The organism is Streptomyces acidiscabies (genome assembly GCF_020010905.1).
GTDB classification, from domain to species: domain Bacteria; phylum Actinomycetota; class Actinomycetes; order Streptomycetales; family Streptomycetaceae; genus Streptomyces; species Streptomyces acidiscabies.
In genome coordinates this window covers 3,353,755-3,378,367 of the sequence record NZ_JAGJBY010000002.1, presented here as the reverse complement: position 1 = coordinate 3,378,367, position 24,613 = coordinate 3,353,755, and the positions used below count along the sequence as shown (strand labels likewise).

Sequence of the window (24,613 nt, the reverse complement as noted above, 5' to 3'; positions counted from 1 at the left end):
CGAAGGACCCTTCATGCCCCCGGACTGGCAGCAACACAACATCGCCTTTGCCGACCGCGAGACCGCCAGACGCGTCATCGCCGAGCGCCTCGGACCCGCTCTGCTCGCGGCCCAGGACGCCGGACAGCTCGCCGGCTGGTGGTTCATGAACAAGCAGCCGTGGCCTCTGCGGTACCGCACCGCCGTCCCGTCGCCACTGGTCGAGTCCCTGCTCTCCGACCTCATCGACCAGGGCCATGCCCACTCGTGGCTCCCCGGAATCTATGAGCCGGAGACCACCGCGTTCGGCGGCTCCCGTGCGATGGACGCCGCGCACGACCTCTTCCACGAGGACAGCCGTCACCTGGTCGCGTACCAGCCCGGCCCGGGGCGCCTGGGGCGCCGGGAGACTGCCGTACTCCTGATGAGCGCGATGATGCGGGCGGCGGGCCTGGACTGGTTCGAGCAAGGCGACGTCTGGGCGCGGGTTGCCGAACTCCGCCCGGCCGCCGGCGAGTCGCTCACCCCGGAGAAGGCTGCCGCTCTCGGCCCGGACATGCGCAAGCTGATGACCGCCGATGCCCACAGCCTGTGCCGGCCGAACGGTCCGCTGGACGGCCAGGGCCCGTGGGTGGCCGCGTTCGAACGCGCCGGAGCCACGCTCGCCGCCCTCGCCGCCAGCAGCGACCTGACACGGGGCCTGCGAGCCGTCATCACCCACCACGTGATCTTTCACGCCAACCGTGCCGGCCTCCTCCGGGATGACCAGCACGCCATCTCACACATCGCACGAGAGGTAGTCATGGGAACGAGTGACAACGACGCGTCGGCCAGCAAGGCGACGAGCGAGACCACTAGCGTCAAGGCGGTGAACACTGACATGCTCGCCGCCCCCGAGGCCGACGCCGAACGGCTCCGCAACGCCCTGGTCGACAAGATCCGCGAATCCGGCTACGCCCGCACCCTCGCCGTCGAAACCGCGCTGCGCACCGTGCCCCGCCATCTCTTCGTGCCCGATGCTTCGCTCGAAGAGGCGTACGCCAATGCGCCGGTCAACATCAAATACGACACCGACGGCGCGTCGATCTCCTGTGCCTCCCAGCCCACGATCGTGGCCCTCATGCTGGACCAACTGGAGGCCCGGCCCGGTGATCGCATTCTCGAACTCGGCGCCGGCACCGGCTACAACGCCGCGCTGCTCGCGCACCTGGTCGGTGAGACCGGGCACGTGACGACCATCGACGTCGATGACGACCTCGTGGACGGGGCCCGCGAGCACCTCGACGCCGCCGGGTTCACCGAGGTCGAGGCCCTGACCCGTGACGGGGCTCTCGGCCACGCCGAAGGCGCCCCGTACAACAAGATCATTGCCACGGTCGGCGCGCACGGAGTTCCCCATGCCTGGATGCAGCAACTGGCTGCTGGCGGACGGCTCGTGGTCCCCCAGCGGCTCAAGGGCAGTGTGTCCCGCTCCATCGCGTACGAGCAGCAGGACGGCCGCTGGATCAGCGTCAACAGCAAGATGAACACCTTCATGCCGCTGCGAAGGGGCATCGCCGACGACGACCGCCGCGTCATTCCGCTCAGCACGGACGGCACCGTACGCCTCCAAGCGCCTGCCGGGCAGCACATCGACGCCGAGGCCCTGGCCGGAGTCCTGGAGCAGCCGCGCACGGAGGAGTGGACCGGCATGACGGTCCAAGCCGGTGAGTCGCCGGAGTGGATGGAGTTGTTCGTCTCCTGCTCTCTGCCCAGCGGGCTGATCCGGATGCTGTTCCCGAAGGGCGCAAAGGGCACCCTCCTCACGGAGGACCCCTACCCCTCGTCAACGGCCGCCGTGGACAAGGGCGCCGTCACCTACCTCGCTCGCCGGGAACTGGAGGAGAAGACCCCCGAGGGCGGCCGGCTCTGGGAATTCGGCGTCATCGGACACGGGCCGGGCAGCGACGAGCTGGCCGCGAAGGTCGCCGACATCATCAGGACCTGGGACCGCGACTTCCGCGACCGCGAAGCCGCCTTCGAGATCCAGTCTCTCGACACCCCCGCGATCGAGCAGCGGCCGGGCCTGTTCGCCCTCTACACCCCGTTGAACCGCATCGTCGTCGACTGGCGGTGAGCCGTGGCTCCCGCCAGCTGCGCGCAGCGCCTGGCGGGAGCCACCCGTCCGTTGTCGAACCCCACCTTCTGGGAGGACACGTGGACCCGCACGACCCGATAGCGAAACGCTTCCCCCTCGTCGCCCGGTTCCGGCCGGCCTGCCTGCCTCTGCCCGACCGCGTCCAGAGCGTGGCCGACCTCTCGGCCAAGGCGGCACGCCACAGCGACCAGGGCATCGCCTCCGCCGTCTACAACCAGTCAGCACTGATCGCCTCAGATCTCGGGCTTCCCGAACTCGCCCGCGACATATGCCACCAACACGCCGCCGCCTATCTGCGCTCCACTCCACTGCCCGCCATGAGCGCCATCCGCGCGCTGGAACCCGTCGTCAACCTCGCCCGGCTGCACATCCGGGCCGGCCGTACCGACGACGCGCGACAACATCTTCTGGATCTGTACGAAGCCGTCGGCTCAGGTGCTGCCGCCGTATTCGAGGACATCGCGGTACCGGCTGACCTGACCGCGACACCGGACGACCGCCAGGAAGTACACGCCTGGCTGTGGCGCGTGCTCCTTGCCGACGGCACCCGGACACTCACCACTGCGGGCCGCTGGAGTGAAGCACTGGCCCACATCGAGAAGCACCGGGGAGTGGGCAAGAGGATGCTGGACGGCCGGCAGGTCGCCGTCCTCACGTCGCTCACCGCCGGAGACACGGAGCGCGCCGGTGAACTCCTCGCCAGCACAGCCCCCGGCGATCCATGGGAGCAACTCGTCACCGCATGCCTGGTCGTACTGTGTCGCCGCGAGGCCGGCCAGCCCGTCGAGGACCATCTCGTCGAGTTGGTGGAGACCTACCTAAACCGCGAAGCAGAGGCAGGATTCACCGTCTTCGACATCCGCCTCGGCCTGACGATCCTCGACGCCCTCGGCTCAGCCGAACACCCCGAGTCCGTACGCCTGGCACACCACCTTGTGCACCGCACCGCCGAGGCCCGGGACGGCTACGCGGCCCGCGAGATCCTCAGCCACCCGATGGCAGTCTCACTCGCCACCGACCGGCAAACACAGGAGTGCGAGGAGTTGGTCCGAGCGTGCGCACTCGGAACAGGAGCAGCCTCGGACGAAGTGCGCCAAAGCCTCTCAGCCCTACTCCGCGCCAGCAGCTCCGTGATCACGCACTCTCTCATGGGGGCGGAAAATCTTTGCTGAACGACGCGACCGGCGAAAACGGCGTCCAGAGCAAGGGCCCCTTGCAGATCGCACAGCGCGAGGAGGTCGAGGAGACGGGCCTCGAACTGCCTCTGGACACCCCCGAAACTGCTCCTGGCGCGCTTTCCGCACGCAGGGCTCGCCAGCCGACCCGGCCGAATCCGCCTCGATCCCACCGAGCACAGCATGTGGGCCATCCACTCCCCCGCGACCTGGCAGGAGCGGATAGGGCTGCGTACCTTCGCCCGCCTCGGCACCTTGGAACGAACTCGGTGCTGCCAAGGCCCCGCCTGCCTGACCACACACCCCTGACGCCCAGCACCCCTAACTCCATGCCAAAACCAGGAGGCAACCGTGTCCGCCGAAGACACCAACACCCGGGCCTGGCAGACCTACGGCCGCCGCCAACTCGACCACGCTTACACGCCTCCCGTCCCCGACCGGCTCAGCTGGACCCCCTGGGACGGGACCGGACCGGGAGCGGAAATCCTCGGCGACATCACCGGCCGCCGCGTCCTGGACATCGGCTCCGGAGCCGGCCACCACGCCGTCCACCTCGCCCGGGCTTACCGAGCCCGCGTCACCGGCATCGAACTCTCCCCGACCCAGCACGAACGCGCCCTCCTGGCCCACACAGACACCGACGGCGTGGAGTTCGTCCACGCGGACGTGACCGACTACCTCGCCGGAGCCGAACCGTACGACGCCGCGTACGCGATCGGAACGCTCGCCTTCATCGACCCGCACCACGTGCTGCCCGCACTGCGCGACGGCCTGCGCCCCGGCGCCCCGCTGATCCTCTCGCTCCTGCACACCGACCTCCACGGCCGCGGCCCGTCCACCCAGGTGACACCGCGCGAACAGATGATCCTGCTGCGCGACGACCCGCCCCTGCCGACACTGATGTGGGTCCTGGCCCCGCACCTGTGGGAGGACCTGCTCACCGCGTACGGATTCCGCGTCGAGGCCATCGACCTGATCCCGCACCCCGACGAGAGCACCCCGGTCGTCCAGCAGCTCATCCGCGCCCGGCGCCGTCCCTAGCAGTCGGCGCGCGTATGCGGCCGGCCCCGCACGACCTGGTCGCCACCATGGCTCCGCTCGGGGACTCCACCGCCCCAAGTGACCGTAGATATCTGACGATTCAAAGGCATTAGGACATGACGATAACGCTGGCGAACCTCAACACGTACAAGCTCAGCAAGCGAACGATCGGCACCGCGTCCTGGGAAGCGCGCGTCACCACCATCGGTGAGATCGCCCCGGACATCCTGACCCTCCAGGAGGTGATCGTCGACGAAACCCAACCAGTCGGCGTGTGGGGAGCCGACGCGTCGGCGGTCATCCAGCAGCTCGCCGCCGACACCGGACTGAACGCGACCACGGTGCGCACCGACGGCACTCCGGGCCCCACCGCAATGGCCAACAACCACGCTCGCGGCTGGTACACGGCGATCCTGTGGCGCCCCGACACCGTCACGCCGGTCCCTGGTGGATTCCGCCCGTACGGGGCACCCGATTTCTGGCACGGCCTCACAACCATGCAGTTCGACCTCGGGTACGGCGAGCCGGTCACGATCGCCTCGTACCACGGTGATCCTTTCCGCCCGGACTTCCGCGCCAACGAGGCACTACGGTTGAAGAGTGTCTTCCGGCAGACCGGCAACCCCAAGCCCGGTCTACTGCTGGGGGACTTCAACGCCTTGTCCGCCGCGACGGTCGACGGGCAGTACTACGACGCAGAGCCCTACCTCGACCAGGACCACGACGACCTGGAGTACCAGCTGGTGGAGGGGACGATCGGCAAGGAGCAGCTGGCCGACCGCCGCCAGACCGAGGCGCTCCTGCGGCGCGGGTACATGGTCGACGCCGCCGCCCATCTCGGCGTGCCGTGGCAGGCGACGGCCGGGCACTGGGCGGACGGGCAGGGTGATCCCGATCCGTGGGGTGCGCGCCGTATCGACCTGGTGTACACCACCCGGCCTGTGGTACCGGCCCTGGTCGGCTACCGCACGCACACGAGCCCGGCCGCGAAGAGGGCCGCAGACCACCTGCCGGTGATCTGCGAGATCGACCCGTCCAGGATCATCGCGAACGTTGGTCCCGGAGGCCAGGGGTGAGGCAGGCCGACGGGCCGTCGGCATCCAGCTCCGTCGGCGGAACCATCCCTGCGGCGAAGTCGGGCTTCGCCAGCCGGTTGAGTCGTCGACCGGCTGCTGGACAGCCACGCCCAACAGCACCAGAACATCGCCCTGGTACCGCTCGACGAGGAAGTCGTAGAACTGCGCGATCCAGTTGGACGCGGTGTACACCGCACCCTTGGCCAGACCTTTCTCCTTGCGCTGCCGCGCGAGGAAGCGGTCCGCGTCTTGCGGCCCGGCCGTCCAGCGGGTCCTGCACCGCGCACCTGCCCGCGGTCTGCGCACCGCACCTCGGCAGGGCCGGCCCGCAGCCGTAGTGCCCTTGCTCGTCGACCGCACCACGCGCGCCAATGCCTCCACTCACTACATAAAGACGATGAAAGGCATATCTATGCAGATAACGACCGGTAATCTCTCCGGCGGTGGCTGCCCGTCCGAGGACCGCATCCTCGTCAACGAGGACTCCACCCTGGTGGTCGTCCTCGACGGCGTCTCCACCCTCACCGATGAAACCCCTCGCGGTGCCTGGTACGCCCAGACCCTCGGCGAGGAGATCCTCTCCGTCCACGAGCGCGCCCGGCACCTCGACCTGCGTGACACCCTCCACGAGGCCCTCACTGCGGTGGTCGGCGAACACGACCTCGTTCCGGGCGCCTCACCGGCGGCCACTGTGGCGATCGTGCGACACCGGCCCCACGACCACATGGTCGACGCGCTCGTGCTCTGCGACACACCCGTCGCCGTCGAACACCGGCCGGTGATGTTCGACCAGCTGCATGCCGGGCAGGGGTTCCATTCCTCGGGACACCGCCAGGTGGTGCAGCAGCTACGGGACCACCAGATACAGCACATCAACCGGCCCGGCGACCTGCTGGCGTACTGGGTGGCCGAGGCCACCCCGCAGGCCGCCCACCAGGCCGTGGTGCGCTCCTGGCCCGTCTCGGACATCGAGCGCATGCTGGTCATGACGGACGGCGCCCTGGCCGGCATCGAGCCCTACGGACTGTGGACGTGGAAGGCATTCGCCGACGCCTGCACCGCTCACGGGCCGCAGCAGGTGGTCGAGACCATCGACGCCTACGAGCGCAACGACGACCGGGACGGGGTCAAACACCCCCGCTACAAGGTGGCCGACGACAAAGCACTGGCCTGCATCACCTTCGGGACATCACGATGAGCGGGCGGCAGCCCACCTTGCGATGAAACGCCGGAAGGGCGATCGAGGACAGGCTAGCCCGCCGGACGGACACCGTAGGTGACGGCGCAGCGCCAACGCCCCCCTCCCCCTGTTCCTTCACCTTGCCGGGTCCGCCACGGACACCGGTCCGCTTCGAGAGTATGAGGATCACCATGGACAACTTTTTCGCTCGCGTCACGAGCCGCGCGCACGCCTGGCCCGCGGGGCGGCGGGACCTGCACTGGCACCTGCTGCCGTCGCGCGACGAGGCGGCGGCGCTGACGGAGCCGTACCGGGAGGTGACCCGTACACCGGGGCTCAACCCGGTGGCGGCCGAGTGGCTGCACGTCACGGTCCTGCACGCCGGACCGCAGTCGGACAGCAGCGACGCGGAGGTGGCGGCCATGGTCGACCGGGTGAGCGCTGCCGCAGCCGAGGTGGACCCGTTTGCCCTGACCCTGTTTCCGCCCGCGGTGGGGACGGTCGCCCTGGAGTGCGCGGGACGTCCGGGCGCCCCCGCGCGGAGGCTGTGGGAGCTGACGGCGGCGGCGACCAGAGAGGTCGTGGGAGAGGAGCGTTTCGTACTGATCCCTGCCGTCTACTACCCTCACGCGAGCGTGGCCTACGCCGGTCCCGAAGCCCACCTGGCGGACCGGACAGCGCTCAAGGTGGCGCTGTCGGACGTGGAGGCCGGTCCAGTGACGGTGCAGGCCCATACCCTGTCGCTGGTGGCGCAGTGGCACGACGGGCGGTCGCGAATCGTATGGGAGCACCTGGCCAGCGTGCCCCTGGGCGGCGCCCGATGAGCGTCGGCGCCGGTCGGCACACCGTGCCCGGCCGACAGCCGGTCCTGCCGGAGGCGGGCGACGACACGGACACGCTCGTCGTCCATGAAGCGGCCCTCGGGCCGCCTCTTCTCTCCAGCGTCTGCCGCCCGATCCCGCTCATCACCGTACGGAGCCCCCTGTGACCCCAGATACCAGGGCAATCGACGCCTGGAACGCCGCTGTGCGCCGTGCCACCGCCGTGGTCCACCAGGAGCAGCCCGGTGGAATGCACGAGGACGACTGGGGCTCGGTTGCCAAGCGCGACATCATCGCCCTGGTCCTCTACGCCCTTCACACGGACAGCGGGACAGCGGTCGAATCGGTGCCGTGGTCGCAGGTCCTGTGGTGGCTGTGGGACGACGAGCACGTCATCACGCTCGTGGAGGACACGCTCGCAGGAGCAGCCCGGGCCGTCACCGGGTCCGGCGGTGAACCGGAGGACCCAACCCACCCGGCCCTCGCACGGTGGTCGTGGCTGAACCGGACCTGGGACCCCGCCGCCCTGGTCAGGTACCGCGGCCAGACACCGGCGCCCTGGACAGCCCTGGGGCCATCGGATGGCGCAACCGCCACCCCTCTGCCGACGGCGCGGTGGGACGGGATGAGCCGGGGGATCGGCGAGGCGCTCCCGGACCCCGCGCTCGAGATCTGCACCTCGTGGGCGGCGGGCATGGTCGCCGCCGTGCTGAGCGCCGAGCAGGGGGGCTGCTCCCGCCACCAGCGGGTCCGTGTCATCTCCGGGCCTCATGCCGGCCAGAGCGGGTACGTGATGGACATCGGCTGGGTCTGGGACGACGAGACCCGGCAGGTAACCGGTCCGGCAGGCTACACCGTCGACCTCGACGACGAGGAAGGTGTCACAGACATCGACGCGGATCTCCTCACCCCGGCGAGCGACCACCGGTGGCCTCGGCGCCCCGACGGCTCCCTCAAGGACGGGCCGCCCCCGGGTTTCCACGACCCTCTTCCTCCGACGCCGCCATGTGCCGACGACCTGGCCGCGCTCCTGGCTGACGCCGACAACCCTGAGGCCGTGCCCGAGGACCTCCGCCAGACGATCCGGGCCGCCCACCATCACCGTCACCTCGACGTGCGGCGCCTGGCCGCCCCCAGACCGCGCCGCGCCACCGTCCAACTCCTGCTCCACTCGTACGCACTGACGAAGCAGGACACCGCAGCATCGGCCGCCAGAGCCGAGATCTGGGAACTGGTCATCACGAAACACCTGCACGACGAACAGCCCGCCCGTTTCCTTTCCACGAGCGACTCAGAGGCCAAGGAACTGGCCGGGCAGCGCACCGGCCTCATGCTCTGACGGCGGGGCACAGGTCCGTGCCCGGCCGCAGATCCCGCCCGTGACCTCGGAGGCCGACTCGTGGACGCGCTCTTCCGCCATCCCGCGCTCTCCCCCGGCGCCGCCTGGCCCACCCTGCGTATGTGGGTCCGCCGGGAGGACGAACACGCGGTCCTCGTCTCCCTCGCTCCTGCCCCCGAGGCTCGGCCCGAGGAGGTGCTGCTGCCGTGCGACGCCGCGCTGCTGACCCTGCTCGGGAGCATCGCCCTGGGCAGCAGCCGGGCCGGCCTGTACGCCGCGCGCCTGGACGAGCAGGACCCTGCCCGTCGGCTGGTGCTGTGCGCACGGGGCGTGCCCGGCGCACTGCGGGTCCGCGGCGCAACGTCGGCGGTGGCCGACACCCTGTACGGGCGGACGCGCTCGGCCATGCTCACGGCCGGACATCTGCTGAGGGCGTCGGGACAGCGGGACGAAGCCGCCCACTGGGGCACGCTGGCCCGTGGGCTGATGCTGGCGAAGCGGTCTGCGCGCAGGGGACGCAGGGGACGCAGCGTACGAGCGGTGTCAGGCGGCCTGCCGACACTCGGAAAACGAGGATGACATGAAGGACACACAGTGACGACAAGTATGCCCGCAGCCGGCGACGTCCAGCCCGTCTTCGCCGGCGAGGATCCCCCCGGAACGTACGTGGCCAGCATCTTCCTCGCGGGCCCGACTCCGCGGACCGCCGAGGTCCCGTCGTGGCGGCCCCAGGCGCTGCGGGAGATCACCGGGCAGTGGCGGCAGCCCGGCACCCTTGTCGTGTTCGTCCCGGAGGCCCGCGACGGTAAACGCGCAGGCGACTACACCGGGCAGCTGGACTGGGAACGCGTCAGCCGGGATCGCGCCGACGAGATCCTGTACTGGGTGCCACGCGACATGGACGTGTTGCCGGGCCTGTCCACGAATGTGGAGTTCGGGGAGGACATGGACAGTGGCCGCGCGGTCCTGGGCGTCCCCGATCACGCCGTGCACATCCGTCTGCTGCGCTCACTCGCCGACACGCTGACGGTCCCCACCGCCAACACGCTGCCCAAGACGGTGGCCCTCGCTCTGGACCGCATCGGCCCCGGCGCGGCCCGCGCCGGAGGGCAACGCGACGTGCCGCTGCTGCTGTGGCGCACTATGAGCTTCCGCGCGTGGCTCGACGCCCAGGAGGAGGCGGGAAACGAGTTGCTCGGCGGCCGGGTCGCGTGGACCTTCCGGGTGGGTCCCGGCCGCACGCACGTGTTGTTCTGGGCGTATGCGGCGCGGGTGTGGGTCGCTGCCGAAGAGCGGGTGAAGGCCAACGAAGTCGTGCTCGGCCGCCCGGACATGTCGACCGTCGTCGCCTTCAGTCCCGCCTCTCACTGGCTGGACAGCGAGGTCGTCCTGGTCCGCGAGTTCCGCTCCCCCGCCCGTACACCGGACGCCTACATCCGTGAGCTTCCCTGTGGCTCCGCGCCGACGGGCGGCGACCCGCGACAGGTGGCCGTGGACGAGTTCACGCAGGAGACGGGGCTCTCCCTCTCCCCCGCCCGTCTGCATCTGGTCGGTGTGCGCCAGCCGGTCGGCACCGTGTCCGCCCACACCCAGGCCGTCTACGCGGCCGAGCTCACCGAGGCCGAACTCACAGCCCTTCGTTCCGACCGGGCCCGGCACGGCAACGACGAGGAAACGGAGCACACGTACGTCGAAGTCGTGCGGATCGGCGACCTCCTCCAGCCAGGCCATCCGATGGTCGACTGGACGACGATCGGCATCATCACCCAGGCCGTCCACAGCGCCGTCCTCTGACACACCACGGACTGCGTTGCCGATAAGGTGCCAGACCGGCGTTGCCTCGGCAACGCCGGCCTCCGGTCCCGGATCGGTACTCGGGCACCGCAGCTCGGAGACGAGCACGAGTTCGGCGCCCACGGTGTCGAGGTCGTCGGCTTCGTCGAGGTAGGCAAGCACCAGGTGCACGGTGTCGCCGTTGTCGACGACGCAGCCCGGGCGGGGAACAGGCATGGTCTCGGTCAGCTCCGCGGGAACGTCGCCGCGACTGTCTCAGGGGAAGCTCGCTCGGGACGCTGGGGTGCCCTGAGCTGCGCCAGGCCCCCAAGGCGGCGATGCGTTGGCCGTCCGGCTGGGCCTGCCAACGCCAGGCGATTGCCGAAGAGCGGGAGGAAGGACAGGTGGAGGTCAAGGCCCGGGACGATCGGGATCAGGCGGCTCCGGGCGACGGCGCCCCGCCCCGTGCTCGTCCTCCGGCAGGAGTACCCACCGCGTCAGGTGAACCTCCAGGGAGAAGCCGTCCATGAGCGGCCCTCCGGTGACCGCGAGACCGGTGCCCCTGGGCGAAGACGGAGCGGCGGCGTGCCGGCGGATGGCCGAGCATGCCCGACGGCGCGGGCAGGACATCCGGGGTGAACGGCAGGGGGGTCGCCTGGTCCTGGTCGACTTCGCGCGCCGCCTGCACGAGGCCGGCGTCCATGGCGAACGTCGTGCCGTCCGCGATGCGCTTGCTCTCCGCAGCGAACGCCTGGCACTCGACGTCCGGCTAGCCGATGTCCGCCTCGACGGACAACGAGAACTCCGCACCCCGGCCGCCAGCATACGGCGCGACCGCGCAGCGGTACTCGCTGCCCCGACCACCGCCTTCGCCTCGGGAACGGTCGAGGGCAATGTCGCCAGAAGCTGCCGAAGAGGCAGATGTACGGCCGGGCCAACTCCGGCCTCCGGCGGCGCCGCATTCTTCTCCCACCTTGATCAACCGCCTGGCGCCCCCAAATCAGCGGCAGAGCCCAAGGAAGTGGACCAGAACCGCTTACGAAGGCCGCCGTCAACCCTCTGCGGAGTCCTCGCACCCGTGGGACAGGATCCGGACTCACCACTACGCCACCGAACAGACGTTCGGTCCTGTTGGTCTGGACTGTTAGTTCGGCGCCCTTACCTCACAGCCCCGGCAACGGAAGAATAAGTGCGGCAGCGACGGCCGTCGGGAAGCGCCGGCCGACAGGAAACCCACGATGAGCAGGGACCGGATGCGCCTCAGACGGTACGTCGTTCGGACGGACACCATCACATCCACCGCGCGGCCCGACACGGAGGCACGGTGAACACACCGACCACCACACCGTTCACTCCCGATCTCCACCTCGTCCTCGACGCAGGCCCCACCATGGCCGTATGGCGGCCACACCTCCGCGCCCTCCGCCAGGCCCTCGCCCGGCGGACAGCCCTGCGGGCGGTGACGGTGTCGGTCCTCGAAGCCGACGGCACCCTGCGCGGAAACCCCGGCGACGACTCACCGGCCACGCTCGTCGTCAGCGACTGCTCCGGACCCCAGTGGTACCCCGGATCGCCCGGCACCCGCTGGTACACGACCCTGCGGAGATGGGCCGGCACACGGCCGTTCGCCGTCCTGCAGCCGCTCCCCGAGCACCTGTGGGACCGCACCGCGCTGCCCGGGGTAGTGGGACGAATCAGTGCTCCCGTCACCGGGGCCCTGAACCCGGCGCTCTGTTTCACCCCTGCCGACGGCACGGTGCAGAAGGGACCTGGCCAGCGCACGCCGGTCCCTGTCCTCGAACTCTCCTGGCTGAGGAACTGGTACACCCTCATCAGCACCCAGCACCGGGAGATCCCCGGCTCGATCGCGTTCCTTCCCCACGAGCCGGTCACGCCGGACTGCTCCTTCGCGACGGCCGACCTCAGCGCCGAGGAACTCGTGCACCACTTCGTATCCACCGCGTCGCCCGACGCGGTCCGTTTCGCGGGGCACCTGGCGGTCAGCGGCTCCACAGACCTGCCCGCCATGCGCAGAATGCACCAGCTCCTCGATAAGCATCCGCAGCCCGCCCACCTCGCCGAGGTCATCCTCAGCGGGCTGCTCCGCGCCGTGGGGCCTCCCGGCAGTTACGCATTCCGCGACGGCGTACGCCCCCTGCTGCTGCGCACCGTGCCGCGCACCTCGGCAGCACGCACCAGGGATCTGCTGACATGACGGGGCAGCCGGGCCGACTCTGCGAACTCTTCCTGTGCGGACGATCGGCAGGCAAGCGCCGGAAGTGTCCGGTTAGTGTGGTGGCGCAGCGAGAGGTGCCCGTGGGGACGTATGAACAGGCCGGCACGAACGGTACCGGCGCGCAGACTCTGCCGCGGGCGTCCACTGCGGTCGCCGCGGAGATGACCGGCTCAGCGCCGCGTGGGCGCTCAGAAGTCGTCCCGGCTCCGGGGTCAGTAGATCTCGGGACGGAGGCTGCCGAATGAGACCGGGTCTGTCGGGGTGATCGCGCGGGTGACGGCGCCAATGGTGGCCCAGTCGCAGAGAGGGTGAGTGAGGAGGTCGGCGACACGGCAGACGACCGTGGACGCCCTGCCGTCCTCGCCGTTGGCGGAGGGCTGTCTGATCTGGTCGAACTCCTCGTCGGTGAGTTTGACGACGGCCAGCACGCGCGTGGCGGCCAGGAGGGAAGAGTCGTTGCGGCCACGGAAGGGACGGATACGCCCGGGTTCGATGCTGAGGCCGAGCACCTGCTGCACGATCGGCGCAGTCTTCTCCGAGGTACCGCCCGGCGCCCACCAATCGAAGGTGGCGGTGGGCAGAACCAGCTCCTTCTCCGGGCCGTAGCCCGTTCCGCTGCCGTCGCTTTCGACCAGGACGACCTCGCTGTCGGTCCAGCGGGGGTGGCTGCGGTAGGCGACAATGCTGACCACCGTGGCGCGGGCGACGAGCAGGTCGGTGGTGATGCGGTGATCAGGGTGGCGGACCCGCACGCTCATCGCCCACCAGGTGACGGAAGGCTCGGCGGTGTCGTCATGCTGGATCCAGTGGATGTCCGCGCCTACCAGGGTTGTGCGCGCAGTGCGCAGCGCCCGGCGCCAGTCGTCGAACTCGCCGGTACGGGCTACGAGCAGAGGGACCTGGCGGAAGCCGCCCGCGCGTTCGAGTCCTCTGCGGATGCGGTCCAGAACGATGGTGGCGGCTCCGGCCGGCGTGGCGGCAGCCGGGATGCTGTTGCGGCGGGCCCACGAGCGTAGCTCCGTGGAGTCCTCGGTGCCGGTGAGCAGGAGGGTGAGCCGGGAGGGGCCGCTATATGCGTCCGCGGCCCGGTCCGGAAGGAGCCGGGGCGGGAGCGGGCCGGCGGACGGGACCCCGGCGATGACCTCGTCGGCCCAGGCGAATGCCCGGTCCGCCCAGACGCTGTGCCCCCCGGCCACCGGGTGCGCCCCGGAATCCTCGGGAACCAGGACGACAAGCCGACCGTAACCCTTCCAGCCCTCACGCAGCGCGTCGATCGCCTCCTGCCGCCAGACAGGCTTCCTTTCTGTATCGCTCAGCAGGACACAGGCGGCCCACTCGGTGGGCAATGGCTCGTCGGCCTGGACCACGACGAACTTCGGGTCCCACTCGGGCAGCATCACCAGCTCACCGGGAGCCATGTCGGCCATCTCGTGAGTGTCACTGAACTCGACCCGGACGCAGAGGGGAGCCGGGCCGGTCGCGCGCCGCTCGTGGTCCATCGGCCACACGACGGAGCAGACCCGGCCGGATCGCCCGGCGTGGACGCCTGCCGCGGCTTCCACGGCCGACCACAACAGAATCCCGCCCGCCGACTCCAGCAGCATGCGGTCCAGTTGTACGCGAAATCTCTGCGCGGCGTGTTCGAAGTAGCTGTCAGGGGTGGCGCGTTCGGTGCCACGGACATCGTCGGCCGATTCGGACGGCACCACGTCTTCGAGCGTTTCATGGCGCGTGAGGTTGACCACCGACCACGCGTGCCGGACGGCGGAGACGGCCTTGGGCGTCTCCAGGGCCCCGGCGGAGTGTCCGGGCCGCCCAGAAACTGAACTATGTCCTGCTGCAAGGAAAACAGGTCGTCGAGCCGGTAACGGACCTCGCACAGGGAGACACTGTCCACCTCACGGTCGGCCTGCATGGCGATGAGGTAGTAGACCAGGGCGAGGGCTCTCGTCTCCGCATGGTCGTAGATCTTGAGTTCGTGAATCTTCGCGAGTGCCCCTGCCCAGCGTCGCGCCACCGTGTCGTCGGTCATGAGCGCATCGTAGGCGGAGCCCCATGCGCACGACGAAATGGCCTGCGGCAGAACGGCGTTGGCACGTGCACGCTGCCGGCCTTGGCCCGTATCCTGATCCGTCAAGTCCACAAGTGAGCGTTCTGCTATCTTTCGACATTTCTCGTTTAATTTTCGGGTGATTTACCCGCTTTCCACGCTCTCCGGTCGGCATGGGCGCGGTCCGCTGGGAAGCGGGGCCGAGCGCCAGCCGTACCCGAGTGATCTGCCGGACGAGGCGCGGGAGTTGATCCGGCCGGTCACCACGGCCCGGAAGGCGAGGCACCCCTCGGCCGGCGGGCATGCGGGCCGGTACGCGATCCTCCACCAGGCCCGGACCGGCTGCCAGTGCGCTGCCTCCCACACGACCTGCCGCCCAGGAGCGCGGTGTACTGCCACTCCGTCAAGTGGCGCGCCAGTTCGGCTCGGGAGAACGCGAAGGTGATGCGCGCCTCGCCGACCGGTCCGGCTCCGGAGCCGAGCGGGGACACCGTGCCCGTGGCAATGATCTCCGCGCTGAAGATCACCTCGTCGAGGCGGAGTTCACCCGCTCGCTGGGGAAGGAGAGCGATCACGCCCTCCGTCGTGGCATCGATGTCTCCGAGGCAATGGAGTCGGCCGCGTGGCGCGGTAACGTTCACGCGTGGAGTGGGATTGGGAGCGTCGACATCGGGATCAGTACGGCCACGGATCGCGGGAGCGCGCGCGAGAACATGCCCGCCAGTTTGTCGACTGGCGGATGGAGCAGGATTGCGGCATCGATGCCCAGGAACGCCTCCGACTCGTGTACTCCCGACCGGCTCTGGAAGAAGAGTGGGCTGCTGAGACGGCCGTGATCGCGCTGGTCCTGTGGCGTGCCGCACACAGCCGTGGGCTTCTCGTCGATGAGGTCGAGGTTTCCGTGCTCCCGCAGGAATGTCTCCAGATGGCGGACGGTCCACCTGCTCCGGCGGGGGAACTGCTGCCCGATACTGCGCCTCGGGGACTCGGCGATCAACTGTCCCCCGAGTTGCTCCATCACGTCGCCGGCGTTCTGAACAGTCACGTGGACCGGGACCGCCCCGGCGGCACCGTCGGGTTCCGCATCCGCGAGATGCGGTCCACGCCCGGATGGACTCAAGGCGACTGGCCGACGGACGTGAGGTCCTCCCGAGCGTTCCGGGAGGATGCAACGCTCAGACGCACCGACGGCCGCTGGCGCGTCACCCCGGAGGACCTGCGAACAGCCGGGCACGCGTTTTCTGCCGCCGGTGTCGTCCGTGACGACCCGGCTCTGCCCACCGGTCCGGACGGATACAGGCTGTGGCTGTACGAGGCCCGTCACCTGCTGGCCGTCGGAACCGCTCTCAGCACGGCCGCCCACACCCTGCCGCGCACGACTGAGGGCTACCTCTCCGTTTTCGCGATGGCGCTCTCCGGGCACGGCGGTACGTGCCTCAGGCTGCGCGAGAGCACACGCGACATCGAACAACTCTGGGCAGCCGAGCCCGCCCCACCCGCTGACCTGCGCCACTGGGACAACACCCACGTCCCCGGCCCACTGCGCGCACAGACCGACGAGACCCTGCTCCTCATCTCCGAACTCCGTATCTGGCTGGAGTCCCTGCGCCCCCAGGAAACCGACCAGCCCCCTCCCCACTGACCGGAAGTTCACCCAAACCCCGCACCTGGGCCGGTGATCTCCAGACACCCGCCCGCCGCCCCACAAAGACGAAGCGGGCAAGACCGCGGCCGGCCACGGTTCAGCGGACCGTGGGCGGTCGACGAGCTGACACGAGCACAGCTTCGGTGAACTCCTTGCCTGGCTAGGGCGGCGTTCAGCGGCCCTAGCCACCTTGCCCCCTCACTGCGTCAGGCATCACTCGCCCACGCGAAGAGGGGGTGCCCGACATCTCTCCCTGTGCCAGGGAAGCCAGTTTCCGGACACCCGCAACACCGGCCTGCGTACGCGTCGGCTCCCCGTACCGGGACCTCAACCGCGTACGGCGGCTACTGCACCCGGGACCTTGTCGGCGAGGTCCCGCTCGGCCGATTGCGGGGCGTCCGTCGTCCGGACGGCGCAGAAGGGCGATCAGACGGGGAAGAATCCCGGGGAGACCTCGAAAACCGGGGATTCCCCTGTAGTTTCACCGCCTCGGTGATCGCCCGCCGCATGAAATACGTCTCCGTGTCCGGATCCCCCGGAACGAGACGCCAGGTGTCACCGCACTCAGGACAGCGGCAAGTGACGGGCCCGGTCCAACGGCCCATCAGATGCAGGTCCTCCGACGTCCCGCATGCCGGGCACTCGGCGGTCCTGTACTCACCGTTCATCGCGGTGCAGTCACCGTAGTCGCAGCCGCACGGCGGAATGACGACTTCCAGCCGGATCTCCCCCACCGGAACATCCCACAGTTCGTCACCCACGCACTCCGGCCGGGACAGATCGCGCCCCATCGTCAACGCCATGACACGGTCGGCTGCATCGCTCATGGGCCCACGATACGCACAGCCATCCCTGCGACAAGGAGGAAGCCCGCCTTCGCGCGAGAACGCGGGCCGCAGTCGGAAGTCCTCCGCACTCCGGCGTCGCGTGGCGGCACCGGACGACGGCCCGGTGCCTGCCAGAGCGGTCCGGAGTACGTCCGCCGCCCAGCCCTGACCTTGCCGAAGCGGACCGGGAGACCAGGCAGGCCCGGCCTCCTCGCCCACCGGCCGCCGCGTTGGCTGACCGCGAGCCTGTCCCTGACGACCGCCCCGGTGGTGCCGTCCTCCACGGTGGCCACAACGAGCATCCGAGGATCGCCGTCGGCCGGGTCCCCCGAGACCGTCACCCCGGTGGACCCCGGCCAAGCGCTCCGGGTGTCCGCCACGCCGGGACACCCTCGTTCGCCGTCGCTCGTGTCCTGCCGTCCGCCGACGGCACCCCGGTCGAAGCCGCAGACCTCCTCAGTCCCCGCCGCCCAGAGGGGCAGTGCTCCACGACCGCCAAGTGCGCACAGCCACACACCCGTTCGGGGATGGCGGGACAAACAGCCCCACAACTCCAGCATCTGCGGACAGGAGCCCGTCCGCACAGGCACAATGGCACCATGCCTGCCGCTGATCATGATCACATCACCGACACGTACGAGGCCCCTCACTCCCTCTCCCTGGAAGTGAGCCTGCTCCTCCACACCACCGCTCCCCCCGCGTGGCACGGTGCGGTCATCGAAGCGGCCCGCATCCTCAGCGACCGGTACCGCGACGACAGCCACGTCGCCGAACTCCACGTACTGGCCTTGTTGTTGTTCGCCCGCGCGCACTCCGACTCCGCCGCCCCCCGCGACATCCCCGTCGCGGACCTGCTGACGGCACTCGACGTGCCGGTCCCGCCCGGGGAAGAACACCCCGTCACCTCAGAGATCAGGCAAGCCCTGGCCGCCGCACACCAGAGCGACAACCCCTTCAGCACCCCTCTGGGACAGATCGTCACCGCCGTGGCAGACCGGTACAACGGAATGCTGAGCTGGTACGGCACAAGCCTCCTCCACGAGCACGGGCCGGAAGGCCCTGCGCCCTCCCCTCTGGACCACGCGGCCCGCCGCCTCGCCTCGCACCTGAACAGCTACCGGCCGCAGGGCCCGATCCCGCCCGCGGTCCCGGCGGTGGACGACGGCCCCCTGCGGATCGAGGCGTTCCAGGTGTACCTGGTCACCCGCGACAACCTCCCGCTGCTCATGTGCACCGACTGCGGAAGGCCGCTGCATGCGCTCGCCGTGGACGGATTCATGGTCACCGCCGAGTGCGGAAGCCAGCGGCAGCACCTGCGCGATGTCGAGGCCGCGCACGTCCGCCTCGCGCTGGCCCGGGCGACCGGGGTAGCGCCGTCCGTACAGGGGCAGCACACGGTCGCCGACCTGTACATCGCCTCCGCCGCCATGCCCCGGGAGGCGGACCCCCGCAGGTACAACGCGGTCCTGTGGAACCAGTTCCGCGGCGCGCTCCGGGCACGGTAGACGCCGGCAGACACACCCGCGCTCCGTCCGGAGCGAGCGGGCGGCTGCCTTTCGGCGCGCCGGGGCCGCGTGAAACTCTGAGACCTGCTGTACGAACCCGGAGGACTGCGGTGAATGTTGCGGAGAGCATCGTGATGCCTTGCAGTGTGGAAAGCCAGGTCATCACGGCGAATCCCGTCCTCGGGGTCGGGATGGCGGTGAGCGCACCGCGTCCGTCGCACGAGCCGGAGCGGCAACGGTATGTGCATCTGCTGGCCCCGGCATCGGATGAGTCGGTGGCGTCCATTGCCTCGGTCGTCGTCGCGGACGCCCGCGGCCAGGAGACTTCTCAGGCCCGGAGCACGCTCCACGACAACGTGGCACGCTACCGCTTCGGCGCGTTGGTGATCGGCGCGGTCACGACCCCCCGTAGTGCCCTCGTGTGGATCCGTGACAACGCCGGACGGCACCAGGAGGAACCCACGGGGTACGCGGTAGAGGTGTGCGGCGACCGGCCGGGGCCCGCGGAGCTGTACCCGTCCGTGCTCTACACGTGGCTCCGCTGGTGGTACGAGCAGACGCGCAGCAGCCTCCCGCCCGGCGACCAGCCTCCCCTCCAGCCGCCCCAGCCTCCCGCCGAGTTGACTGCCCTCCTGCCAGGCGCGCAGCAGCACCTCACCGTCCGCGACGCCCGCCTCGACACCCGAGGGAACTGGGGGCGCACCGTTTCACAGGCGTACTCCGAGCCGCACGACCCCTGGGACCCTCTGTACCGCTGATCGACGTTGGCGAGTTCGCTTCCCGCCACAGTGCCGGCCCCTGCTCCGCAGGACGCGCTCAAGTGCCTCGGATAGATCGGGCGACGGGAGAGTTTCTGCATCTGCGGGCCCTCGGCAACGGGCAGGACGCGCCTCGCGACCGGGCTCGCGGCACCGTGCACGTCCTCAGGCCAGGCGTGTACACCTTCATGTTGAGCGGGAATCTGCTGGGGGCAGATCCCGTGCCGTGCAGTACGCGTGCAGCGCTCGCCGCCCCTGCCCCCACCGCGCCCTCTCGCAGTACGGCAGCCCCCAGCACCCGTCCTCCCCCGGCCGGCCACCTCCAGAACCTGATCTCCACGCCCCCGCGAACCAGCAGGAGTACTGCCCACCGCAGGCACCGGCACCCCCCTCTCAAATCGCACATGTATTCGACAATGGCTTATGGTGAGGTCAGCGCGCCGGAGTGGCTGGTGCGGCGTACGGGGCCGGTGAGAGGAGCTGAGGGTGATGGGGTGTGCGGTATGCGCGCGTTTACCCATCTGCGCACGGTCTCCGGGTACTCGCTGCGCTACGGCGTCTCGCACCCCGATGTTCTCGCGCGGCGGGCCGTCGAGAGGGGCATGGACGCGGTCGCGCTGACCGACCGTGACAGTCTCGGTGGCGCGGTGCGGTTCGCGAAGGCGAGTGCGCGGGCGGGCGTGCGCCCGGTGTTCGGCGTGGATCTCGCTGTCGGGATGCCTGTCGAGCCGGACGGGCCGGACCTGCGCCGCCGGGTCCGGGCGCCGGCGCGTGGTGGTGTCTTCGTCGACGAGTCCGCGCCCCGGGTCTTGTTCCTTGCCCGGGACGGCGGGCGGGGCTGGGCGGATGTGTGCCGTCTGGTGAGCGCCGCGCACCGGGGGCGGGCCGGTGGCGGGGAGAGTGCGGTGCTGTCCTGGGAGGAGGCTGTCGGTGAGCACGTCATGGTGCTGCTCGGTCCCGATTCCGATGTGGGGCGCGCTCTCGCGGCGGGCAGGGCGGACCGGGCGGGTGTGCTGCTGGAGCGGTGGCGTGAGCGGTTCGGGGGCGAGGCGCTGCGGATCGAGGTCGTCTGCCACGGAAACGGAAGTGGAGGGACGGGGTTCGGTTCGGTGCGCCATGCCGCGAGGTCCCTGGCGTTCGCGGCCGACCAGGGCGTCCTGCCGGTGCTGACCAACGCGGTGAGATACGCCGACCCGGGATCGGGGCCGGTCGCGGATGTGCTGGACTCCGCGCGCAGGCTCGTTCCGATCGACCGGCACGGGGTGCGCGACAGCGGGGAGCGGTGGCTCAAGCCGCCGCAGGAGATGTTCCGGATCGCGCGGCGGGTCGCTGAGGCCGCCGGGTACGGGCCGCGGACGGCGCACCGGCTGCTGGAGGTCACCGAGGAGACCGCCGCCGGATGCCGGGTCGACCCCGAAGTCCTCGGGCTCGGCCGGGTGTTCGTCCCCGAGCCGGACCGGATCGGCGCCGCCGGCCGTGCGCCGCAGCAGGTGCTGCGCGAGGTGTGCGAGGCCGGTCTTGTCCGTCGTGGGTACGACCGTGACGAGCGGTACCGGATGCGGATGGAGGACGAGCTGGCGCTGATCGGGCGGCTCGACTACGCCGGTTTTTTCCTCACCGTGCACCAGGTCGTGCGCGACACCCGGGACCTCGGGATCCGGGCCGCCGCGCGCGGCTCGGCGGCCGGGTCGCTGGTCGTGCACCTGCTGGGGATCGCCGCCGGGGACCCGGTGGCACACGGGCTGATCATGGAAAGGTTCCTGTCCGAGGACCGCGCGGAACTGCCCGACATCGACGTGGACGTGGAGTCCGCGCGCCGCCCGGAGGTCTACCGGGCGATCCTCGGCCGGTTCGGCCCGCAGCGGGTGGCGGCGGTGGCGATGCCGGAGACCTACCGGGTCCGGCACGCGGTGCGCTCCGTCGGCCTCGCCCTCGGCCTGGACCCGGCCGATATCGACCGGCTGGCGAAGTCGTTCCCGCACATCCGGGCGCGCGACGCCCGAACAGCCCTGCGGGAGCTGCCCGAGCTGCGGACGATCGACCCGGACGCGTACGGGCCGCGGATGTGGGACCTGGTCGAGGCCCTCGACGGTCTCCCGCGGGGGATGGCCATGCACCCCTGCGGCGTGATCATCTCCGACGCCTCCCTGCTGCGCCGCACCCCCGTCGTGCCGACTCCCGGGGCGGCGTTCCCCATGTCCCAGTTCGACAAGCGCGATGTGGAGGACGCCGGACTGCTCAAGGTCGACATCCTCGGGGTGCGGATGCAGTCGGCGATGGCGTACGCCGTCGCCGAGACCGAACGCGCCACCGGCCGCCGCATCGACCTCGACGATCCCGCCCAGGTCCCGGCCGACGACGCCGAGACGTTCCAGCTGATCCAGTCGTCGCAGACCCTGGGCTGCTTCCAGACCGAATCGCCTGGCCAGAGGGATCTGGTAGCCCGGCTACGGCCGGAGAACTTGCACGATCTCGTGACCGACATCAGCCTGTTCCGGCCCGGCCCGGTCGCCGCCGACATGATCACCCCGCTGCTGAAAGCCCGAGCCGGCACGCAGCCCCGCTACCCCCACCCCGACCTGGAACCCGTGCTGCGCGAGACGCACGGGGTGCTGGTGTTCCACGAACAGATCATCCGGACGCTGACTGTCATGACCGGCTGCACCCTCGCCTTCGGCGACTACACCCGCCGCGCACTGAGCGATCCCGGCCTGGCCGGCCGGATCCGGGACTGGTTCGAGCGCGAGGCGCGCGGGCGCGGCTACCCCCCGCAGACCGTCGAGGAGGTCTGGGGCCTGGTCTCCTCCTACGCCGGGTTCGGGTTCTGCAAAGCCCACGGACTGGCCTTCGCGGTCCCGTCGTACCAGTCGGCCTGGTTGAAGGCGCACCACAGTGCCGCGTTCTACGCCGGCGTGCTGACCTACGACCCGGGGATGTACCCGAAGCGGCTGATCCTCGCGGACGCCCGGCGCCGCGGGGTCCCGATCCTGCCCCTGGACGTCAACATCTCCGACACCGCCTATCGAATCGAACTGGTGTCCAATACTGGGGGTGGGGGACCGGTGTACGGGGTACGGCTCGCGCTCAGCGACGTCCGCGGCATGAGCGACGCCGAAGCCGAACGCATCACCGCCGGACGGCCCTACGCCGCCCTCGACGACTTCGTCACCCGCGCCACCCCCTCCCGCCCCGTCGCCGAACGCCTCGTCCAGGTCGGCGCCCTCGACCAGTTCGGCGACAACCGCCGCGACCTCCTCCTGCACCTCACGGAGCTCTACCGCCGCCACCGGAGCACCTCCCCCGGGCAGCTGACGCTCACCGACGACGGCCGTGCCGCCCCGCTGATGCTGCCGGACATGGACGACACCGAGCGGCTCGCCGCCGAACTCGGCGCCCTCGGACTCGACGCCTCCCGCCACCTCATGGCCGACCACCAGGAACTCCTGGAGGAACTCGGCGTCGTTCCCGCCGCCCGTCTCAAGGACCTCCCGCACGGTCAGGCCGTCCTCGTCGCCGGCGCGAAGAGCGCCGTCCAGACCCCGCCGGTCCGCTCCGGGAAACGCGTCATCTTCACGACCCTCGACGACACCTCTGGTGTCGTCGACTGCGCGTTCTTCGAGGACAGCCACGACGGCGCCGCGCACACCGTCTTCCACAGCTGGCTCCTCCTCGTGCGGGGCGTCGTCCAGCGCCGGACCACCCAAGGCGGCACCGCCGTCTCCGTCACCGGCCACGCCGCCTGGGACCTCACCCACCTCGCCGACCTGCGCCGCACCCACGGACTGAACGCCGTCGCCGACCACCTCTCCACCCCCACCATCTCTGCCGCCCCGCCGCCGGGCGCGGAGCGCGTACTCACGACCCAGACCGGCTTCGCCCTGCACCCGTGGGCCGATCTCCAGCCGCCCGGCGACCCGGTGAAACAGCGCGGGCTCTGGCACCGGGGCCCCGGGAGCGCGGGATGACGGTCCTCTACCTCCACATCCACGGCCTGACCGGCGAACACCTCTACGGCCGGCTCCTCGACCTGGTCCGCGAGTACACCCCCCTCGTGCAGGCACTGCCGCCCGACGCCGCCCTCGCCGACGTCTCCGGTGCACTGCGTTACTTCGGCACCGACGCCACCGCGCTCGCCGAACGCATCCGCGCCCGCATCGCCGGCCTCTACGGCCTCGCGACCACGATCGGCGTGGCCGCCAACCCGCTGCTGGCCCGGATGGTCGCCGCCGACGGACCCCCCTCCGCCGTCCGCACCCTGCCCGACGACCTCGACACCGTCACCGCGTTCCTCACCGGGAAACACCCCGCCCTCCTGCACGGCGTCGGCCCCGCCACCGCACGCACCCTGGCCTCCTACGGCCTCGACAGTATCGACAAGATCGCCGCAGCCCCCCTCGGCACACTCCAGCGCATCCTCGGCGCCACCGCCGGACGCCACCTCCACAACGCCGCCCGCGGCATCGACCCCACCCCCGTCCACCCCGCCGCACCACCCCGCTCCCTCACCGTCGAACACCCCTTCTCCCATGACGAACTGGACCGCGACCGCCAACGCTCCGCACTCGTCGGCCTCAGCGACCGCCTCGGCCTGCACTTGCGCACCGACGCCCAGACCACCCGCACCCTCACCCTCACCGCCCGCTATGCCGACCGTTCCTCCACCACCCGCACCCTCACTCTTCCCGAACCCACCGCCCACACCAGCACGTTGATCACCGCCGCCCACACCCTCCACGACCGCCTCGCCCTCCAACGCGCCCGGCTCCGTACCCTCCTCCTCCGCGCGGACGGTCTCGTCCCCGCCGAACACGCCCCCCGACAGCTCCTCCTCGACCCCGCAGACGAACAAGCCCGCCGCGTGGAAACGGCCGCCGACGCCGTACGCCATCGCTTCGGCCCCCATGCCGCACGACGCGCAGGAAGTTAACCGCGGCCTCTCGCGCCCCACTGTCCTGAGGTGGGGGCCTCGTGCACTGCCGCCCAGGACTATTCCGCTTCTCATAAGCATCGCCCCTGGCCTGTGCTGCTCGGGATGGCGGCACGCTCCGCCACCACCGAATGTGAGACAGGG

General features: G+C 70.4%; 19 protein-coding genes. 17 read left to right on the top strand and 2 right to left on the bottom strand.

Annotation, left to right across the window (positions count from 1 at the left end; translation table 11 throughout):
- Positions 1 to 13 precede the first annotated feature (13 nt).
- The 12 genes from fxlM to J8M50_RS41470 all read left to right on the top strand — a co-directional run bounded on the left by fxlM (position 14) and on the right by J8M50_RS41470 (position 12,736).
- Positions 14 to 2,095, top strand: a complete 2,082-nt coding sequence (gene fxlM / locus J8M50_RS41525) for a methyltransferase, FxLD system (RefSeq protein ID WP_010352620.1) — start codon at positions 14 to 16, stop codon at positions 2,093 to 2,095.
- An 80-nt stretch (positions 2,096 to 2,175) separates the two neighbouring features.
- A complete protein-coding gene (locus J8M50_RS41520; RefSeq protein WP_079187962.1) occupies positions 2,176 to 3,288 on the top strand; it encodes a hypothetical protein in 1,113 nt (370 codons plus the stop codon).
- Between the two features lie 354 nt (positions 3,289 to 3,642).
- Positions 3,643 to 4,332, top strand: coding sequence for an SAM-dependent methyltransferase (locus tag J8M50_RS41515; protein ID WP_010352618.1), 690 nt, complete (start codon positions 3,643 to 3,645; stop codon positions 4,330 to 4,332).
- A 116-nt stretch (positions 4,333 to 4,448) separates the two neighbouring features.
- A complete protein-coding gene (locus J8M50_RS41510) occupies positions 4,449 to 5,408 on the top strand; it encodes an endonuclease/exonuclease/phosphatase family protein (protein ID WP_075692518.1) in 960 nt (319 codons plus the stop codon).
- 397 nt (positions 5,409 to 5,805) lie between these two features.
- Positions 5,806 to 6,606 (top strand): protein phosphatase 2C domain-containing protein, encoded by an 801-nt coding sequence (locus J8M50_RS41505; protein ID WP_223786413.1) that lies wholly within the window; start codon positions 5,806 to 5,808, stop codon positions 6,604 to 6,606.
- Positions 6,607 to 6,779: 173 nt separating this feature from the next.
- A complete protein-coding gene (locus J8M50_RS41500; RefSeq protein ID WP_010352615.1) occupies positions 6,780 to 7,412 on the top strand; it encodes a 2'-5' RNA ligase family protein in 633 nt (210 codons plus the stop codon).
- The gene (locus J8M50_RS41495; RefSeq protein WP_158002786.1) at positions 7,409 to 7,576 is read left to right on the top strand and encodes a hypothetical protein; all 168 of its coding nucleotides are present in this window, start codon (positions 7,409 to 7,411) and stop codon (positions 7,574 to 7,576) included. Before J8M50_RS41500 ends, J8M50_RS41495 begins: the two co-directional genes overlap by 4 nt.
- Entirely contained in the window at positions 7,573 to 8,748 is a 1,176-nt protein-coding gene (locus J8M50_RS41490; protein WP_141655566.1) for a KOW domain-containing RNA-binding protein, read from the top strand. Before J8M50_RS41495 ends, J8M50_RS41490 begins: the two co-directional genes overlap by 4 nt.
- Positions 8,749 to 8,808: 60 nt before the next feature.
- A complete protein-coding gene (locus J8M50_RS41485) occupies positions 8,809 to 9,327 on the top strand; it encodes a hypothetical protein (RefSeq protein ID WP_010352613.1) in 519 nt (172 codons plus the stop codon).
- Positions 9,328 to 9,342: 15 nt separating this feature from the next.
- Positions 9,343 to 10,542, top strand: a complete 1,200-nt coding sequence (locus J8M50_RS41480) for a nucleoside 2-deoxyribosyltransferase domain-containing protein (RefSeq protein WP_223786412.1) — start codon at positions 9,343 to 9,345, stop codon at positions 10,540 to 10,542.
- Between the two features lie 584 nt (positions 10,543 to 11,126).
- Positions 11,127 to 11,294 (top strand): hypothetical protein, encoded by a 168-nt coding sequence (locus tag J8M50_RS41475; protein ID WP_158002785.1) that lies wholly within the window; start codon positions 11,127 to 11,129, stop codon positions 11,292 to 11,294.
- 551 nt (positions 11,295 to 11,845) lie between these two features.
- Positions 11,846 to 12,736, top strand: a complete 891-nt coding sequence (locus J8M50_RS41470; protein ID WP_010352611.1) for an SAV_2336 N-terminal domain-related protein — start codon at positions 11,846 to 11,848, stop codon at positions 12,734 to 12,736.
- Between the two features lie 233 nt (positions 12,737 to 12,969).
- Here the strand turns inward: J8M50_RS41470 and J8M50_RS41465 are convergent, their stop codons facing one another.
- Together J8M50_RS41465 and J8M50_RS41460 are read right to left on the bottom strand one after the other, a co-directional pair.
- On the bottom strand, positions 12,970 to 14,466 hold the full coding sequence (locus J8M50_RS41465) for a hypothetical protein (RefSeq protein WP_010352610.1): 1,497 nt from the start codon (positions 14,464 to 14,466) through the stop codon (positions 12,970 to 12,972).
- Between the two features lie 978 nt (positions 14,467 to 15,444).
- Entirely contained in the window at positions 15,445 to 15,852 is a 408-nt protein-coding gene (locus J8M50_RS41460; RefSeq protein ID WP_010352608.1) for a hypothetical protein, read from the bottom strand.
- 93 nt (positions 15,853 to 15,945) lie between these two features.
- On the opposite strand from J8M50_RS41460, the gene J8M50_RS41455 reads away from it, so the two are divergent.
- The 5 genes from J8M50_RS41455 (at position 15,946) to J8M50_RS41435 (ending at position 24,469) form a co-directional block, all read left to right on the top strand.
- Positions 15,946 to 16,449 (top strand): hypothetical protein, encoded by a 504-nt coding sequence (locus tag J8M50_RS41455; RefSeq protein WP_162947194.1) that lies wholly within the window; start codon positions 15,946 to 15,948, stop codon positions 16,447 to 16,449.
- A 1,429-nt stretch (positions 16,450 to 17,878) separates the two neighbouring features.
- Positions 17,879 to 18,784, top strand: a complete 906-nt coding sequence (locus J8M50_RS41450; RefSeq protein WP_010352606.1) for a hypothetical protein — start codon at positions 17,879 to 17,881, stop codon at positions 18,782 to 18,784.
- Between the two features lie 275 nt (positions 18,785 to 19,059).
- Positions 19,060 to 19,542 carry a hypothetical protein gene (locus J8M50_RS41445; protein WP_223786411.1) on the top strand — a complete coding sequence of 161 codons (483 nt, stop codon included), beginning with the start codon at positions 19,060 to 19,062 and terminating at the stop codon, positions 19,540 to 19,542.
- Positions 19,543 to 20,045: 503 nt separating this feature from the next.
- Positions 20,046 to 23,507: a DNA polymerase III subunit alpha gene (locus tag J8M50_RS41440; protein ID WP_010352604.1), complete on the top strand. Its 3,462-nt coding sequence runs from the start codon at positions 20,046 to 20,048 to the stop codon at positions 23,505 to 23,507.
- Entirely contained in the window at positions 23,504 to 24,469 is a 966-nt protein-coding gene (locus J8M50_RS41435; protein ID WP_010352603.1) for a DNA polymerase Y family protein, read from the top strand. Before J8M50_RS41440 ends, J8M50_RS41435 begins: the two co-directional genes overlap by 4 nt.
- Positions 24,470 to 24,613: the final 144 nt, after the last annotated feature.